At 68.6% G+C, this 15,363-nt stretch carries 12 protein-coding genes; 3 read left to right on the top strand and 9 right to left on the bottom strand.

What is annotated here, in order from left to right; translation table 11 throughout:
- Positions 1-115: 115 nt before the first annotated feature.
- From MFF56_RS23045 to MFF56_RS23010, 8 genes are all read right to left on the bottom strand, one after another.
- Complete coding sequence (locus tag MFF56_RS23045) at positions 116-1,882, bottom strand: patatin-like phospholipase family protein (protein WP_066919061.1); 1,767 nt, start codon at positions 1,880-1,882, stop codon at positions 116-118.
- On the bottom strand, positions 1,879-3,087 hold the full coding sequence (locus MFF56_RS23040; RefSeq protein ID WP_238231288.1) for a DUF3095 domain-containing protein: 1,209 nt from the start codon (positions 3,085-3,087) through the stop codon (positions 1,879-1,881). Before MFF56_RS23040 ends, MFF56_RS23045 begins: the two co-directional genes overlap by 4 nt.
- A gap of 38 nt (positions 3,088-3,125) precedes the next feature.
- Complete coding sequence (locus MFF56_RS23035) at positions 3,126-3,401, bottom strand: hypothetical protein (protein WP_066919063.1); 276 nt, start codon at positions 3,399-3,401, stop codon at positions 3,126-3,128.
- An 87-nt stretch (positions 3,402-3,488) separates the two neighbouring features.
- The gene (locus tag MFF56_RS23030; protein WP_238231286.1) at positions 3,489-4,721 is read right to left on the bottom strand and encodes a cytochrome P450; all 1,233 of its coding nucleotides are present in this window, start codon (positions 4,719-4,721) and stop codon (positions 3,489-3,491) included.
- Positions 4,714-6,027, bottom strand: coding sequence for an NAD(P)/FAD-dependent oxidoreductase (locus MFF56_RS23025; protein ID WP_238231284.1), 1,314 nt, complete (start codon positions 6,025-6,027; stop codon positions 4,714-4,716). Before MFF56_RS23025 ends, MFF56_RS23030 begins: the two co-directional genes overlap by 8 nt.
- Positions 6,024-6,239 carry a ferredoxin gene (locus MFF56_RS23020; RefSeq protein ID WP_238231282.1) on the bottom strand — a complete coding sequence of 72 codons (216 nt, stop codon included), beginning with the start codon at positions 6,237-6,239 and terminating at the stop codon, positions 6,024-6,026. Before MFF56_RS23020 ends, MFF56_RS23025 begins: the two co-directional genes overlap by 4 nt.
- A 251-nt stretch (positions 6,240-6,490) precedes the next feature.
- Positions 6,491-7,768 (bottom strand): glycosyltransferase, encoded by a 1,278-nt coding sequence (locus MFF56_RS23015; RefSeq protein WP_238231371.1) that lies wholly within the window; start codon positions 7,766-7,768, stop codon positions 6,491-6,493.
- 419 nt (positions 7,769-8,187) lie between these two features.
- On the bottom strand, positions 8,188-8,412 hold the full coding sequence (locus MFF56_RS23010) for a hypothetical protein (protein WP_238231280.1): 225 nt from the start codon (positions 8,410-8,412) through the stop codon (positions 8,188-8,190).
- Between the two features lie 190 nt (positions 8,413-8,602).
- On the opposite strand from MFF56_RS23010, the gene MFF56_RS23005 reads away from it, so the two are divergent.
- Positions 8,603-8,818: a hypothetical protein gene (locus MFF56_RS23005; protein ID WP_238231279.1), complete on the top strand. Its 216-nt coding sequence runs from the start codon at positions 8,603-8,605 to the stop codon at positions 8,816-8,818.
- A 131-nt stretch (positions 8,819-8,949) separates the two neighbouring features.
- Here MFF56_RS23005 and MFF56_RS23000 read toward each other — a convergent pair whose 3' ends face one another.
- Entirely contained in the window at positions 8,950-10,851 is a 1,902-nt protein-coding gene (locus MFF56_RS23000; protein ID WP_238231276.1) for a PAS domain S-box protein, read from the bottom strand.
- An 837-nt stretch (positions 10,852-11,688) separates the two neighbouring features.
- On the opposite strand from MFF56_RS23000, the gene MFF56_RS22995 reads away from it, so the two are divergent.
- Both MFF56_RS22995 and MFF56_RS22990 read left to right on the top strand, forming a co-directional pair.
- Positions 11,689-13,140, top strand: a complete 1,452-nt coding sequence (locus tag MFF56_RS22995) for a diguanylate cyclase domain-containing protein (RefSeq protein ID WP_238231274.1) — start codon at positions 11,689-11,691, stop codon at positions 13,138-13,140.
- Positions 13,141-13,312: 172 nt separating this feature from the next.
- Positions 13,313-14,692 carry an HD-GYP domain-containing protein gene (locus MFF56_RS22990; RefSeq protein WP_238231272.1) on the top strand — a complete coding sequence of 460 codons (1,380 nt, stop codon included), beginning with the start codon at positions 13,313-13,315 and terminating at the stop codon, positions 14,690-14,692.
- Positions 14,693-15,363: the final 671 nt, after the last annotated feature.

The raw sequence follows: 15,363 nt of genomic DNA, 5'->3' as shown, positions 1-15,363 counted from the left end.
CGGACGTGACCGTGCGAGCGGAGGGGCCTCGGCCTGCCGACGTGCCGGCAGAGTGCGGTCGAGATCGAAGCCTGATCATCCGCCGCGTGTCAGGTACGCAAAGGCTGCACGGCGCTCACGACAGCCCTGGCGCGGGTTGTACAGGCCACTCTCGCGTCAGGCTCCAGCCGTCGAGTCGGCCGGCCTCGAGGGCCTCCCGGGCGCAGCGATAGCCGATCCGCGCGATCGCCTCGTAGGAGGTCCAGGCCCTGAGATCGACCCCTGCGAGGGGCGGCTTGAGGATGGCGGCCGCCGAGGCGACGGCCCGCATCGTCTGCGCATCGCTCGACACGGTCGCCGCGCGCAGGAGGAGCGGAACGATCGCCGGCATGGCGGCCGGCATCCCGAGCCATTGGCGCACCGCGCGGCCGCGCCAAGTCCGGGCCGGCATGGTCTGGAAGGCGAGGTCGCTGCCGACGTCGATCGCGAGCACGGGCCCGCGCTCCATCCGGGCGGCGATGTCGGCCGGCAGGTTGTTCATCATGCCGCCATCGACGAGCACGCCGTCCTCCGTGCAGACCGGTGGCAGCAGCCCGGGGATGGCGATGCTGGCGCGCAGGGCCGTGGGCAGGTCGCCGCTGCGATGGATCATCGCCGAGCCGGTGGTGAGGTTCGACGAGACGCAGAAGAAGGGCAGCCAGAGATCCTCGATCCGCGCCCCGCCGAAGCGCTGGACGAGCCCCGCATCGACCTTCGCGCCGCGGGTGAGCGCGTGATAGGGCAGCGTGTAATCGTTGAGCGGGTTCTGCCCGACGAAGGACTCGACGGTCTGGTGGTGGATGCGCTCCAGGCTCCAGCCCATCGCGACGCTCGCCGCGATGATCGCACCCATGCTGGTCCCGCCCACGAAGTCGATGTCGCGGCCGGCCTCCTCGAGCGCCCGCAGCACGCCGAGATGGGCGAGGCCGCGTGCGCCCCCGCCGCCGAACGCGATCCCCCGCGCGCAGCCGCTCGCCAACCGCGCCAGCCGGCAGATATCGGCCTCCCGGCCCCCGCGTACCTGAACGCGCAACGCGGCCGGAAGGGCCGCGACGGCCGGATGGAGCGGCCTCGGACGCTCTGCCTCGGGCTGCTGATCGACCGCGAGGTCCATGCGCACCCATTCGGAGCGTAGGCGCGCGACATAGGCCTCGCTGCCGGGCCGAGGCGGTTCCCCGGGCGCGGCGAGCAGGAGGACGTGGTCGGCCTGACGCAGGCAGAGCTGGCACCAGGGGCAGTCGATCTGGTGGGCGATGTAGATCGTGCGGTCGTGGGCCGCCTCGAAACGATGGAACCAGGATTCGTCGACGCCCTCCGGCCATTGGGCGAGGCAGCCCGTCCGGCCCGGCAAGATCTCATCCAAGGCCAGGGCCAGCCGCCTTCCGAACGCGGTGGCGGAGGGTCCTTCGGTGACCGCGAGAACCGCGAAGGTCCGCGGCGACCGCTCCACCGGGCGCGCTTCCTGAGCCGCGCGCAGCCGGTCGGCGAGCAGCCGTGAGAAGTAGAGCAACGTCCCCGGGTGCTCCGCGACGATCTCCTCGAAGGCGTCCCGGGTCAGGCGCAGCAGCTGCGAGTCCCGCAGCGCGAGCGCCGTGGCCGAGCGTGGGGCGCCCGAGAGCAGCGCCATCTCGCCCACGGCGTCGGGCGGGACCAGACGCGCGACGCGCCGGACGCCTCCGGTGCGCGCGTCATGGGTCGAGATGCCGATGCTGCCCGAGACGAGGATGTAGAGCGCATCGCCCGCCTCGCCCTGCTCGAAGAGCGGCCGGCCGCCCGCGACGGCGATGCCGGCCATCCGTCCGCGGACGGCGGCGCAGGCGGTCGGGTCGAGGCCGGACAGGAAGGGGATCCGCGGCCCGCTCATGCGCCGTCGGCCTTGAGCTGCCGCGCGGCCAGCGCGTAGCCGCCTCCGGCCCCGTCGACGAAGTGGACGTGATCGGCCGCGACCGCCGACGGCGTGATGCAGGTGACGATCGCGGCGTTCTGGCGGTGCACGCCGTAGCGCAGCACGCCGCTCGCCCGCGCCGCCCGCAACCGGGCCTCGACCGCGTCGGCGGTCGGGGCGTCGCAGGCCACGGTCATGCGCAGGCCGTCGTCGAACTTCCGGAAATCGGTGTTGGCGACGACCTCGCGGAGATAGCGGCCCGGGGAGAAGCGCCCGAGCGTCAGCCGGCTGCGGAAGATCGCGAGCGAGAGGCCGGCGCGGATCAGCACCTGCAGCCGCCGCAAGGCCCGAGATCCGAGGAGCGGGCCGCGCAAGCGCGCCTCGATCTGCCAGCCCGATGGTGGCCAGCCCAGGGGCGGCCCCGCGGCCGGCAACGGGCGGCCCATGCGCGGCATCGCCTCGATCAGTCCGAGAACGTCGGCCAGCGCGTCCCGGACGGCCGTCCGCTCGGCCCCGGTCAGCGGGACCGCGAGGACCGAGACGATCAGGCCCGTCGCCGCCGGTACCGGCTCGAAGCGACAGGACAGGCCCGTCAGGTCGGGCCGGGTTCCCGCAGGCGCCGCGTGGACGGCGTAGGCGCCGGCCTTCGTCCGCGCATCCGCGAAGGCGAGGCCGCCCCCCTCGAACATCGCGTAGGCCACCGCCTCGGAGGCGGCGTAGCGCGCCACGCGCAGGTCGTGCCCGGCCGCCCGGACCGCGCGGACCGGAACCAGGGCCGCGCGCAGGGTGAGTCCGAGTTCCTCCCGGACGAAGGTCACGGTCGCCGCAAGCGCCGCCTCGACGGTCGCTCGGTCCGACGGCGGCAGGACGAGGCTCGCGCCGTCCCCCCCGAACACGAAGGCCAGGGCACGGCCGTGCAGCGCGTTGCGCACCGCCGCGATCGCGGCAGCGCCCGCCATGTTCACCTCGCGATAGCGCCCGGCCGCGATCGCCCCGGTCGAGTCGATCACGTCGCAATGGCCGATCCACCAATCGTCCGGCACCGGCGCGAAGACGGAGGTTTCCAGTACGTCCGTGAACCGCGTGAACGGCGCGAGGCGTTCGTAGGCGAAGCCCGCTCGCGACGCGGCGTCCGTTCCGGCCGCGGGGGGCTCATCCGGCCGATGCAGCTGCGCCATCGCCATGGGGGACGCTCCGGCGGGCGCGAGACCCGCCGACTCGATCACGGGGGCGGCATCATATCCTGCGGCGCGATCCTTGGCATGTCCTTGAGTTGATCGAGCGGCACCAGCGCCATCACCGTCCCGCTCGGCATCCTCACGAGGTTGACCATCGCCGCGCCGCTCTTCCGGTCCCTGGCGGTGGCGACCATCAGCTCCATCGGCTGAAAGGGCGTGACCGTGAAGTCGTGTCCCCAGGCGCTGACCAGGTTCGAGAGCGAAGCCCGCGCCGCACCGACGGCGGCGAGGATCAGTCCCGCGATCAGAATGGTCCGCATCGGTCCCCTCTCCCTCCGTCGAGCCCCGTATCCACCGGGCGGCGGATCGCCGCCGGCGGGCCCCGCCCCTCGTTCCCGCGCTCGATCTCACAGGATGCCCCCGATGCGGATGCCGAGGTTCTCGGGGCCGCGCAGCGAGGCACCGGGGCGGTAGGGCGGCGGATCGGCGAGCAGCCTCGGATCGCGCAGCCGCCGGCAGAGCGCCACCAGCGCGATCTCGGCCTCGATGCGGGCGAGCGGTGCGCCGACGCAGTAGTGGAGGCCGCCGCCGAAGCCGAAATGCTGGATGTCGGTGCGGTCAGGGTCGAACCGGTCCGGCTCCGGAAAGCGCTCGGGATCGCGGTTGCCCGCGGCGAAGAGCAGGACGATGGGGGCACCCTTCGGGATCGTCGTGCCCGCCACCGCGATGTCGCCGAGCGCCTTGCGGGTTCGAAAATGCACCGGCGGCTCGTAACGCAGGAGTTCCTCGATGACCTGCGGCGCCCGCTCGGGGTCGGCTCTGAGCCGACCGAGCTCGTCCGGGTGGCGCAGCAGCGTCAGCATGCCGTTGGTGATGAGGTTCACCGTGGTCTCGTGGCCGGCCACGAGGAGAAGAACCGCCGTGGCGATCAGGTCGACCTCGCCCATGCCCGGCCGGTCGCGCCGGGCGAGCCCGCTCAGCATGTCGTCGCCAGGCTGTCGGCGCTTCCGCCGGATCAGCGCACGCATGTAGTCCGCGATGGCGTCGAAGGTCGCCACCGTCTCGCGCCGCGCCTCCTCGTCCCGGCGGGCATCCGGCTCCAGTGCCGTGGCGAGGCGCGTCGCCCAGGCGTGGAATTGCGGCTCGTCCTGCTCCGGCACCCCGAGGAGATCGCAGATCACCGCGACCGGCAGGGGATAGGACAGGTCGTCCACGAGGCAGACCGTGTCGCGGCCGCGGCAGGCCTCGATCAGTCCGTCGACCAGCGCGGCAACCCGCCCGTGCAGGCCGTTGACCCGCGCGATGGTGAACTCGCTCATCACGAAGCCGCGCAGCGTGTCGTGCTCCGGCGGATCGCGGAAGATCAGCGGCCGGTGGGCGTTGGCGACGCGGTTCCTGATCGGGTTGAGGAGCCAGTCCTTGAGCGGGTTGCCCGTGCGCGGGCGCCGGGAGGGCGGCAGGTCCTCGGAGCTCAGCCGCGGATCGAAGAGCAGGCTGCGGATCGCCGCGTGCGTGCTCACCACGTAGGCCCCGTCGCGCTGCCGCGCCACCGGCGTCCGGCGCAGCCGCGCGTAGATGGGATAAGGATCGGCCCGATTTCCCGGATCGAGCACCTCGGCGAACAGGGCGTCCTCAGGCATGGGCGGCCTCCGGCACCCGCCCGCGACTGGCGGGAAACGGCCGGGGCGGCGGAAAGCCCGGCGGGCGCGTCTCGATTGCGGGTTGGTCGGTCGCGTCGTGGATCGGCGGGAAGGCCGCCCCGGCCGCGATCCGTTCGGCATAGGCCGGCAGCCAGCGGGCCTCGTCGAAGGAAACCGCCGCGATGGTGCGCCCCTCGCGCCCGTAGACGGCGAGAAAACGCCCGGCCGCGCGGCTGCCCTGAACGATCGCGACGCTGTCCGCGCCGTCGGCCAGGCCGACCATCTTGATGTTGAGGCCGAACTGGCTCGACCAGAAGGCCGGCAGATGCGCGTAGGGCTGCGGATCGGCCGGGTTCAGCATGTTGCGTGCCGCGTGGGCCGCCTGCTCGACCGCGTTTCCCCAGTGTTCGACCGCGATCAGGCGCCCGCCGTAGAGCGGGTTCGGCCAGCGGGCGACGTCGCCTGCCGCGAAGATGTTCGGATCGGGCACGCCCATGCGGGTGAGCGCGCGGCAGGCACCGTCGCAGGTGAGGCCGCCGGCATCCGCCGCAAGCCCGCCTTCCGAGAGCCAGCCGGTGTCGCGGACCGCGCCGAGCGCCACGATGACGAGATCGGCCGCGATGCTGCCGCCGTCGGCGAGGCGAGCCCGGCACACCTGCCCAGCCTCGCCTTCGAGAGCCCGGACCTGTGTGCCGGGGCGCAGATCGACCCCGGCCGCCCGCATGCGGGCCGCGAGCGTCCCGCCGACGAGGGTACCGAGCGCGCGGGCGAGCGGGGTCGGGTTGGGATCGACGAGGGTCACCGGCAGGCCGAGGTCGCGGCAGCAGGAGGCGGCCTCGCAGCCGATCAGGCCGCCGCCGACGATGAGGACGCTGCGAGGGTCCCGGGCGAGCGCCGCGCGCAGATCAGCGGCCTCGTCGCGGCCGCGGATGGTGAAGATGCCGGCAAACTCCGCCTCGCCCGGCCAGCGCCGCGCTCGGGCACCGGTGGCGACGAGGAGCGTGTCGTAGGCTAGGCTGCTGCCGTCGGCCAGCCGGACGATCTTGGCGTTCCGGTCCAGGCCGGTCGCCGGGCTGCCGAGCCGCCAGCGCGCCCGCAGCGGCAGGAGTTGGGGAAGTGCCGTCGCATCGGCGGCGAGTTCGCCCGCAAGCACGTGTTTGGACAGCGGCGGCCGGTCGTAGGGGCGATAGGGCTCGTCGCCAACGAGGGTGAGGGGCCCCTCGTAGCCGCCCCGGCGCAGAGCCTCGGCACCACGCAGACCGGCCAGCGAGGCGCCGACGATGACGATGCCGGCCCGCCCGCTCACGGCGCATCCTCCTCGGCGAGGTCGATGCCCTCGACGCTGATCGCGCGGACCGGGCAGGCCTGCTGCGCCCGCTCGATCCGCCCCCGCGCCGCCTCGGGGGGAGCGGGATCGTAGAACAGGATCTCGTGGCCCCGCAGCTCGAAATGCGCGGGCGCGGCGTAGCAGCACTGCGCGTAGCCCTGGCAGCGGTTCAGATCGACGACGACGCGCATGGGATCGGCTCCCGGATCAGGCGGAGGTGAAAGGGGCGTCTGCTCCTCAGCGTCCGGCAACAGGATCCGCCTCGAGCGCGACGGCGGCCGCGTGGCGCGCGCCGCCAGGGTGGGCCGCGGAGCGGTGTGGCAGGCCGCCCCCCGGCGCCCGAGCCGCCGTTCGTCTGCGGTTGCGTGCTTGTCATCGCGCGGACTCCGACGAGAAGGCCAGCGCCCGCGACGGCGAGGATCCGCGCCGGGGGCTGGAACGGTTACACCCTCTCCAGACCTGGGCGAGCGGCCAGCGCATTGATCTCGGTCAAGATCGCTTGCGCCGCATCACGCGCCGCGTACGCATCGGCCATGGTTTCGGCGCGCCGCGCAAAGCTTGGATCGGACAGCGTCCTGTCGATCCCCTCCCGCAGGACTGCGACGGAGGGCGTGTTGGTGGCGAGGTTGATCCCGACGCCCGACCAGCCGATGCGCGCGGCGACTTCGGCTTTGTCCTCGGTCAGCCCGGCCGCGACGATCGGCACGCCGGCCGCGAGTGCTTGGCTGACGCTGCCGTAGCCGCCGTTGGTGACGAGGAGGTCGATCTCTGGAAGAATCGCGTCGAAGGGTAGGAAGGTCGCGGCCCGTGCATTGGCCGGCAACGGCGCCTTCAGCGACGCGAGCGGGCGGCCGCCGGTCGTGGCGACGACAAGCAGATCGTCGCGGTCGGCAAGGGCTGCGAGTGTCGGCTCGACGAGTTCGCCGAAATCGGCATTGGCGAGCGTGCCCTGCGTGACGAGGACGACGCGCTTGGTGGGGTCTCGGGTCGCCCACCAGGCGGGAAGCGGCACGGCCGCCCCATGGTTCGGCAGCAGGCCAACGAAGCGGAGGGTCTCGGGCAGGTTGCTGAAATCGTATTCGAAGTCCGGGACGCCCGGCTGCAGGAAGACGTCGGGCAGGCAGACGATCGACTGCGTCAGCGATGCCGGGAGCGGGGGTAGCACGAGTTCGGCGAGGCGCCGGTCGGCCTGTATCCGCACCGGGTTCACGAAGGCCGCGTCCATGCCGGCCTTGAGCGGGGCGTAGCGAGCGCGGTCGGCTGCATCGCGGGCCGGCGGCAGGCCCATGCCGACGGGCGCCCCGTCCGGCCGATCGAGAAACAGGACGCTGACGTTCACGGTCGCGATCGGAGGTCGCGGTCGCGTGTCGAGCAGCAGCGGCAGCACGCCGAGGAACAGGCTGCCCGCTATGACGACGTCCGGCGCCTCGTGCGTGATCAGCGCGCGCAGCCGCGCGGCCTGTGCCGGCATCGGCGCGATGAAGCGGCGCTCGAACTCGTGCGTCCAGCGCTCGGGGCCTGGCGGCAGATCGGGCTCCAGATAGCTGGCCGAGCCGAAATCGTCGCAGGGGGCGAAACGCAAGCCGGCATGCTCGACCTTCCCCGCAAAGGCCGGATCGGTCGTGACGACGACGTCGTCGCGCGAAGCCAGCAGGCTGCCGATGGCGATGAGCGGATTGAGATGCCCGATCAGAGGTGTGGCAGCGATGAGTATCTTCACGCCGGCCTCCTTGGATTCGCTGGTCCCATGCCACCGCATTCGGCGCGACCGCCGTTCGGTTTCTGGGTCGGCGCGCCGGGCGTGCGCGAGCGCACGCATCAGCCCAGGTCTGACCCTGCGAATGTCCCACCAAGTCTGCGATCCGCTCTCGATGACGGCGACATCGGCGCACGAACTCTTCCAGTCTGGCACATTCCGCTTGGCCAAGGGGAAGGTCGGCTGGTCTGGGACTGCGGCCGTCAGCGCTTCGAAAGCAGACAGGACCGAACCGTGGGGGGCACCTCCAGATTGCAAGTCGATCTTCGATGCGGAACACTGAGATGACAGGCCGCTGCGCCGGGTTGCCTCAGTGCGCGCCGCCGCCGCGGTCCGGGGGTTCCAGCGCCGATCGACAGTCCCGGTGCTGTAGCCCTTCTGGGTCAGGCTTGCTTGATCTGCCGCACGCCCGCCGAGCTGACGTAGATCTGAGTGCCTTGCCCATCGGGCTGATCCTGGGTCACGCGCTGATTGCTGACGGACAATTGCTGTGCCCGTGCGTAACCGCCGGCCAGCGCCGCATTCAGCGTGCCTGCGAGAAGACGTGCTTCAGTCTCATGAAGACATCTTGGTGTGAACACAGGGACGAACCGGACCTGGCTGCGCACGTTTCCTCCGGATAAACCCGTAGGAAGCCTCCGGTCGGGGTCGATCGATCAGATCAGACGCTGACTTGCTGGATATGCAGTTACCCCCGGGTCGAACCTACGGAGAGACCCGGATCGCCGTGGGCATTGTGCGACGTCACTCTGACGTCCCCGAGCGCGGCCCGACCGACCGCCGATCTGGAGGAGCGCCATGACCGATATCCTCTCGGATGCGGACCGCGATGCCTGCGCGCGCGAAGCCGCCGCGGCGATCGAGGCTGCCCTCAACCAACGGTGTCCCGAGATCAAGATCGCCTTCTGGAGCGCCGTCGAAAGGCTCTATCGGCTGGACGCCCCGCCTGACGGGCCGCTCCCGGCAACGCCAGGACTGGACGTAGCGGCTCGACCGGCTGCCGGGTCCCGATAGGGTTCGTCCTAGGTCGTAGACTCATAAAGCTCGCAGCCCTGCGGGTCTGGCTGCGAGCTTTATGAGTCTACGACCTAGACCATCGTCCCGAGACGGCGTTGCCGGCCTTCGCGACCCAGGGCGGCCGCACGTCACCCTTCGCTGGGCTGGACCGCGTCGCGATCCTGCTGGGCGGGGCACACGCCGGCGGCGGCCGCGATGAGGACGGCCTCGGGTAGGGTCTGGGCGCCGAGCGCCTCCATGACCCGGGCCCGGTGGATCTCGACCGTGCGCGGGCTCAGGCCCAGCGTACGGGCGATGGTCTTGTTGGTGCCGCCCGCGAGCAATCCCTCCAGCACCGCGCGCTCGCGCCCCGACAGGGCCGCGATCCGATCCCGAGATGCGTCTTGCGCGCGAGACCGCCGAGCGGCGTCGCGGATCTCGGCGAGAGCCGTCCTCACCGCGAAGAGCAGTCCCTCCGATGTCCAGGGCGCCTCGAGGAAATCGACCGCCCCCGCCTTCATGGTGCGAACGCCGAAACCGACATCGCCGCCCCTCGCGCCGACCGCCACGATGGGCAAGTGCGCGCGATAGGCCTTCAGCTCGCTGACGGTCACGCACCCGACGGCCTCCTCCATGTCGAGCACGACGCAACCCGGCATGAGGGAGCCCGCCATCTTGAGGAAGGCCTGATCGCTCGCGAAGACCTGTACGGCGTAGCCACCGGCTTGCAGGGCGCCAGCGATGTCGTGCCGGGCGTCGTCCTCGCTCGCGACCACATAGGCGCGCAGACTGGTATCGATGGTGACATCCTGGGCGATCCCACCAGCCAGTCGGATGCGCCCGTCCTCTGCCGGAACCGGGAAGAAGGTATCGCGGATCCGGCGAACCGCGCGGTCGGATGCCCGCAGGATGCGGTACTCCATGACCAGCGTCTCTCCGGCGCCGACCCGCTCCAACGCGTGGGCCGCGGTATCGCGATCCTCCGGGTGGATGCTGGCAAGCCAGCCGGCGATATCCGGCATGTCGGCACAGGGCATGCCCCAGACCTGCGCGAAGGCCGGGCTGAGATAGTCGAGCCGCCCGCTCTCCAGATCGGCGAGCCAGAGCACGTTGGCCGAGTTCTCGGCATAGCGCCGGAACCGCGCCTCGCTCTCGTGCAGAGCCGCTTCGGCCCGCTTCTCCCGATCGACATCCTGCACCACCATGATGGCCTGCTGAACACGGCCATCGCCTCCACGGATCGGGATGCCGCTCACGCGCATCCAACACTCGTCTCCCTCCCTGGTCCGGTGGAGGAAGCTCACATTCTGCGTGAGTTCGCCCCGTATCGCCCGCGTGAAGGGGTAATCGTGCGGGTTCAAGACCCGGCCTTCCGGGTCGAAGCCGGTCCAGTCCGGGTGCAGTCCTGGGTCGAGCGAAGGGGGCTCGCCACCCGGGAGAAATCTTCGAAAGAGCGGGTTGGTGACCAGGGCTCGCCCACCGGCCTCGAACAGCCCGGCCCCGAACGGGAGATGCTCGATCAGGGCGTCGAAGCGCGCCCGTTGCGTCTCGATCTCTCGCAGGGCGGATCGGGGACGCTGCTCCGTGTCGATCCGGGTGGTGGTCTCGTGAACGTGACAGAGCACGCCCTGCACGCTGCCGCGCGCGTCCCGGACCGGCGAAGAGGCGAACGTCCAGAGACTCTGCTCCGGTACGCCGTGGCGATTCACCGTCACGGCGTAGTCCTGCAGGTAACTGGCCTCACCCCGCAGCGCGCGCTCCGTCACCGGTCCGATCTGCTCCCAGGCTTCCTCCCAGACCTCGGGGAAGGGACGACCCAGCGCCTCGGGCTTGATGCCGAGGTTGGGCCGGTACGCGTCGTTGTAGAAGCTGATGAGGTCCGGTCCCCAGGCGAGATACGTCGGAAAGGCCGAGTTGAGCATGCTGCTCAGCGTGTACCGCAGCGCGCTCGGCCACGCCTCGATCGGACCGAGGGGCGTGGGTGTCCAGGCCTGTTCGCGGATCCGGACGGCCACTTCACCGCCACCCGTCAGGAAATCCCCGGATCCCACGTCGGTCTGCTCCCACGCTCGCGCGATGCGGCGGAGCGGAGTTCGACGCCGATGCGCCATCGCAACCGCCGGGCAGAGCATTGGGTCCAATCCGCGCGCATCAAATTAACTATGTTAGACGTGGGCCATTGAACCGGCCGAACCGCGATAAATCAAAGCGCGGGCACCGACGGTCGTCATCGATTGCTTCTAATCGAATTTATTGTGGGCTAACTTTTACGTTTCACTATCTGATATAATTTTGAATTTGCTTGGCCGAATCTCAAAGCTTTGCGGCGTCCGTCACGCAGATAAGCGAGCCGCAGGTTGCGCGCGGCTGTGCAGTCTCCTGCGGCCGGCGTCCTCCCGGGTCCGCTGACCGGGTGGAAGCGGACCGGCGGCTCCCGGCCAAGTCCTGCGAGCGCCGAGGGGCCCGGAGCATCCCGGATAGCGAGGACCGCACCTTCACGGCGCGCGCCGAGCGAGGGGCATGTCTATGGCGCGGCCCCCAGAGCCGACATCGCCCCTCCTCGCGGCTTCCGCCACCACGGGAACAAGACGTTCGGCACAGCTCCGGCGATGGGTTTCTTTCGACCCCTTGGCGACACTCGGAACGTCCGCTCATGGGTAATGCAATGAACGACCTAGAAACTTTAAGTTATATGACAAGCTCGGGAAAGCTTCCCTACAAATAAAACTATAGGTTGCCGCCGAGGCTTGGGATAAACGGCAGCTCTTCGATACCTTGCACATGCACAACCAGTCTTGGAGACACGCTACGTTAAGGGCGCTTGCTCTAACGCAACCGAGAGGCCGCCTTCCTGACCAGGCGCGCTTCTGACGGGGCAGGAACGGACCATGTCAGACGGCCAACGCGAGGCACTGCGGCAGAAGGCCCTGGCTGATCTTGCCATTCTCGATACGCCACCTGAGCGCGAGTTCGATGCTCTCACCAAGCTCGCGCAAAGCATGCTGGGCACGAGCATGGCCTCAATCACCCTGATTGACGCGGAGCGGCAATGGTTTAAGGCGCGCTGCGGCCCGCTGGAGGCTGAGACCTCGCGCGCGCAGGCCCTATGTCCGATCGTGGTCGAGACCGAAGCTCCGCTCATCCTTGCCGACGCCCGCCTCGACCCGCGCTTCGCCAAAAGCCCGTTCGTAACAGGGGCTCCAAACATCCGTTACTATGCGGGTGTGCCGGTACGCGTTTTTGGGGACGATGGTGATAGCGTCACAATCGGAACACTCTGCGTTCTCGACGACCAGCCCCGCCAGCCGACGCTGGTTGATCTGGAAATCCTCGGGGAACTGGCCTGCGTCGCCGAGGCTCTGATCGCAGCGCGGTCTACCGCGCTTCGTGCAGCCGAGATCGCCGAGGAGCGGCGTCTGGCCGTGGAGCGCCTGGAGCGCGAACGCCGCCAGTTCAAACAGGCTGAGCGTATGGCTGATATGGGCTCGTACCGCTACGACATCGCCGCGCAAACAACCACTTGGTCGGACGGCGTGTTTGCCATTCACGAACTGCCACTCAGCGGTTGCGTGCCAACGACAGAGCTCATGAACTTCTTTCCTGAGCCAGACCGCAACGCCTTTCTCACAGCGGTGAAGCGTACGCTGGACACGGGCGAGCCGTTTGAAATGGATGCCGACTTCGTGACCGCCAAAGGCAATGCGCGGCGGGTGCGTTGCTCCTGCGAGATCGAGTTGACCAAGGGCAAGCCTGCTGCCCTCATCGGCCTGATCCAGGACATCACCGAACGGCACGACTTGGTGCAGCGCCTGCGCCACCAAGCGCGCACCGACGATCTGACCCAACTCGCGAACCGAGCTGCGTTCAACCGTGTTCTCGATACACGGCTGCGCGAAGCGCGCGCTGTGGGCGGCGACGTGGCAGTGCTCCTGATCGACCTCGACGGCTTCAAGAGCGTCAACGACGTCCTCGGCCATGCAGCGGGTGACACGGTGTTGCGCCGTGTCGCCGATCGGTTGCGCGCCTCCTGCGACGACGGGTGCTTTCCGGCACGCCTGGGCGGCGACGAATTCGCAATCGTGGTGTCGGCCGATCTGGATCGCGCGGGCCTGGATCGGAAGGTGCGGCATCTCCTGCACGACCTTGAGATCGTTGCGGACGGACAGGGGCACATCACCCGCGTGACGGGAACGATCGGTATCGCGTGGTCAATCGCGGCAGCGCAGGACCGCGATGTGCTTCTACGTCAGGCCGATGCGGCGCTCTACGCTGCCAAGCGCACACGGAAGGGAACGGCGCAGACCTATCAGGTTGGCGCGAACCACCGGCAGGCCAGTTGAGCGTTTCCTCGGCTGTCGCTTGAGCTAGCTCAGCAATCCGCTGAAAGCGGGCTCTTGCCTTATCCGCGATGGGGCACATCCCGAAACAGAGCCATGCGGCCGCATCGCAACGCATTCATCACGTTCTCCTGATAGCCCGCACGCTTCAAGATTTGATAGTCGGATGCAAACGATGCGGATCGTTTCTGGCGATCGTGAGATGGCTCCCACCATTCAGCTCTCAGAGGTACTGGGAGCTTTGAGCCACGCCCTCGACCTGACGGAAGGTCAGCCCGTAGGGCATTGCGTGCGCGCAACATGGATCGGCTTTCACGTCGGCCGCGGAATGGGTCTACCTGATCTGCAACTCTGGGAGCTTTACCATACAGTGATGCTGAAGGATCTCGGATGCTCCAGCAACGCAGCGCGCATTTGCGAGCTGTACCTGTCTGATGATCTGAGCTTCAAACGTGATTTCAAGACGGTCAGTGATAGTCTGCCGAAGGTGCTCGGCTTTGTCTTCTCACACACGGGCCTCAAGGCGGGCTTGGCCGAACGTTTCCGTGCTGTGCTCAACATCCTGCAAAATGGCGGACAGATCGTCGACGACCTCATCCAAACCCGCTGTCAGCGGGGTGCCGAGATCGCCCGTCAGCTTCGCTTTCCGGCAAGCGTTTGCGAGGCCATCCACGCATTGGACGAGCACTGGAACGGTGGCGGTCGACCGGACCGTCTCGCCGGCCCTGCGATTCCCCTCTACGCACGCGTGGCGCTGCTCGCCCAAGTTGTCGACGTGTTTCACACGGCAGCAGGCCCGGCGGCCGCGATCGCCGAGGTGCGGTCCCGCTCGGGCACTTGGTTCGATCCCCAGGTTGTTGCCAGCTTCGAAACGGTCGCGGCCAAGCCTGGGTTCTGGAAAATGCTGGCCTCCGATGAAGTGGAGGCGGCGGTCTTCGCATTGGCACCGCACAGCCCGATCGTCGTGGATGAGGACTACCTCGACGATATTGCCCGTGCCTTTGCTCAAATCATCGATGCCAAGAGCCCCTTCACCTCCGGCCACTCGGAGCGGGTCGCAGTCTATGCCGACATGATCGCGGCCGAGCTTGATTTTTCGTTTGAACGCCGGCGCTGGCTGAAACGGGCGGCGCTCCTTCACGATGTCGGCAAGCTCGGGGTCTCGAACGCAATCCTCGACAAGAATGGCAAGCTCGACGATGCGGAGTGGCGGGACATGCGCAATCACGCGTCCCTGTCCGAGACCATTCTGAGCCGTGTGGCGGTGTTCCACGAGATGGCCAGCATCGGCGGCGGCCACCACGAACGGCTGGACGGTAGGGGTTATCCGCGCGGGCTGAAAGGCGATGCGATCGCGCCCGAGACACGCATTGTCTCGGTAGCCGACGTGTTCGACGCGCTGACCGCCGATCGGCCTTACCGGGCGGCCATGCCGCTGGAGAAGGCGCTTGGCATCATGCGCGCGGACGTTGGCACGGCGTTCGACCCGGACTGCTTCGCGGCGCTTGAGCGGGCGCTCACCGCGATCGAAGGGGATCTCGCTCGAGCGGTATGAGCCGCGGCGCTCGTCAGCGAAAGTCACTGTTATCGAACTGGCACCATCGCACTGGCTCCGCCATCGACAACCTGGCGGTAAGGCAGGGCATCTCGCGAGGTCAAAACGATGACTGCACGCACTGGCCATCCGAAGATCGGTGAACCCAGGACGCGGAGGCATAGGGAAACGAGGATGCGGGCGAACATGGTCTCAGCTTTCTGGCAGACGGAGGAGAGGGGGTATGAGCCGCAAGAACGGTCGCCTTTCATCCGGTGCGTCCAGGATGCACTGCGCAGCGATCTGAACCGATAGCTATTTAGATCGCATTTTAGACAACCAGAATTTCAACTGGTGGCTGCGCAGCTTCCCGAATGTCCTCAATCCAAGGGTGCATATTAGGGATAAGCACCAACGTTGGAACTGGTGCGCGAGGCGGAACGTCCGCTCGCAACCGGCGAGCCAATCTCCACTTTCCACCCGTTCCAAACCTTCAAGCCTGCCGAGCCAGATGTCCGCTCGGTAGGAGGAAGTGGACCTATAAGCGGCGGGAATGGCATCGAGAGGTTGTGCTTCCTTAAGTCGCGGACCCATAACGTCTGGCACGGCTGAGGTGCGGCGGCGTTAGCCCTCTGAGCGGGAGGGATCTGGATGGCGCGGTTTGACCTGACGGATGCGGAGTGGGCGGTGAT

The organism is Methylobacterium hispanicum (assembly GCF_022179285.1).
GTDB lineage: Bacteria > Pseudomonadota > Alphaproteobacteria > Rhizobiales > Beijerinckiaceae > Methylobacterium > Methylobacterium hispanicum.
Note: the sequence above shows the minus strand (reverse complement) of the source record. Positions and strands in the feature narration are given on the sequence as shown.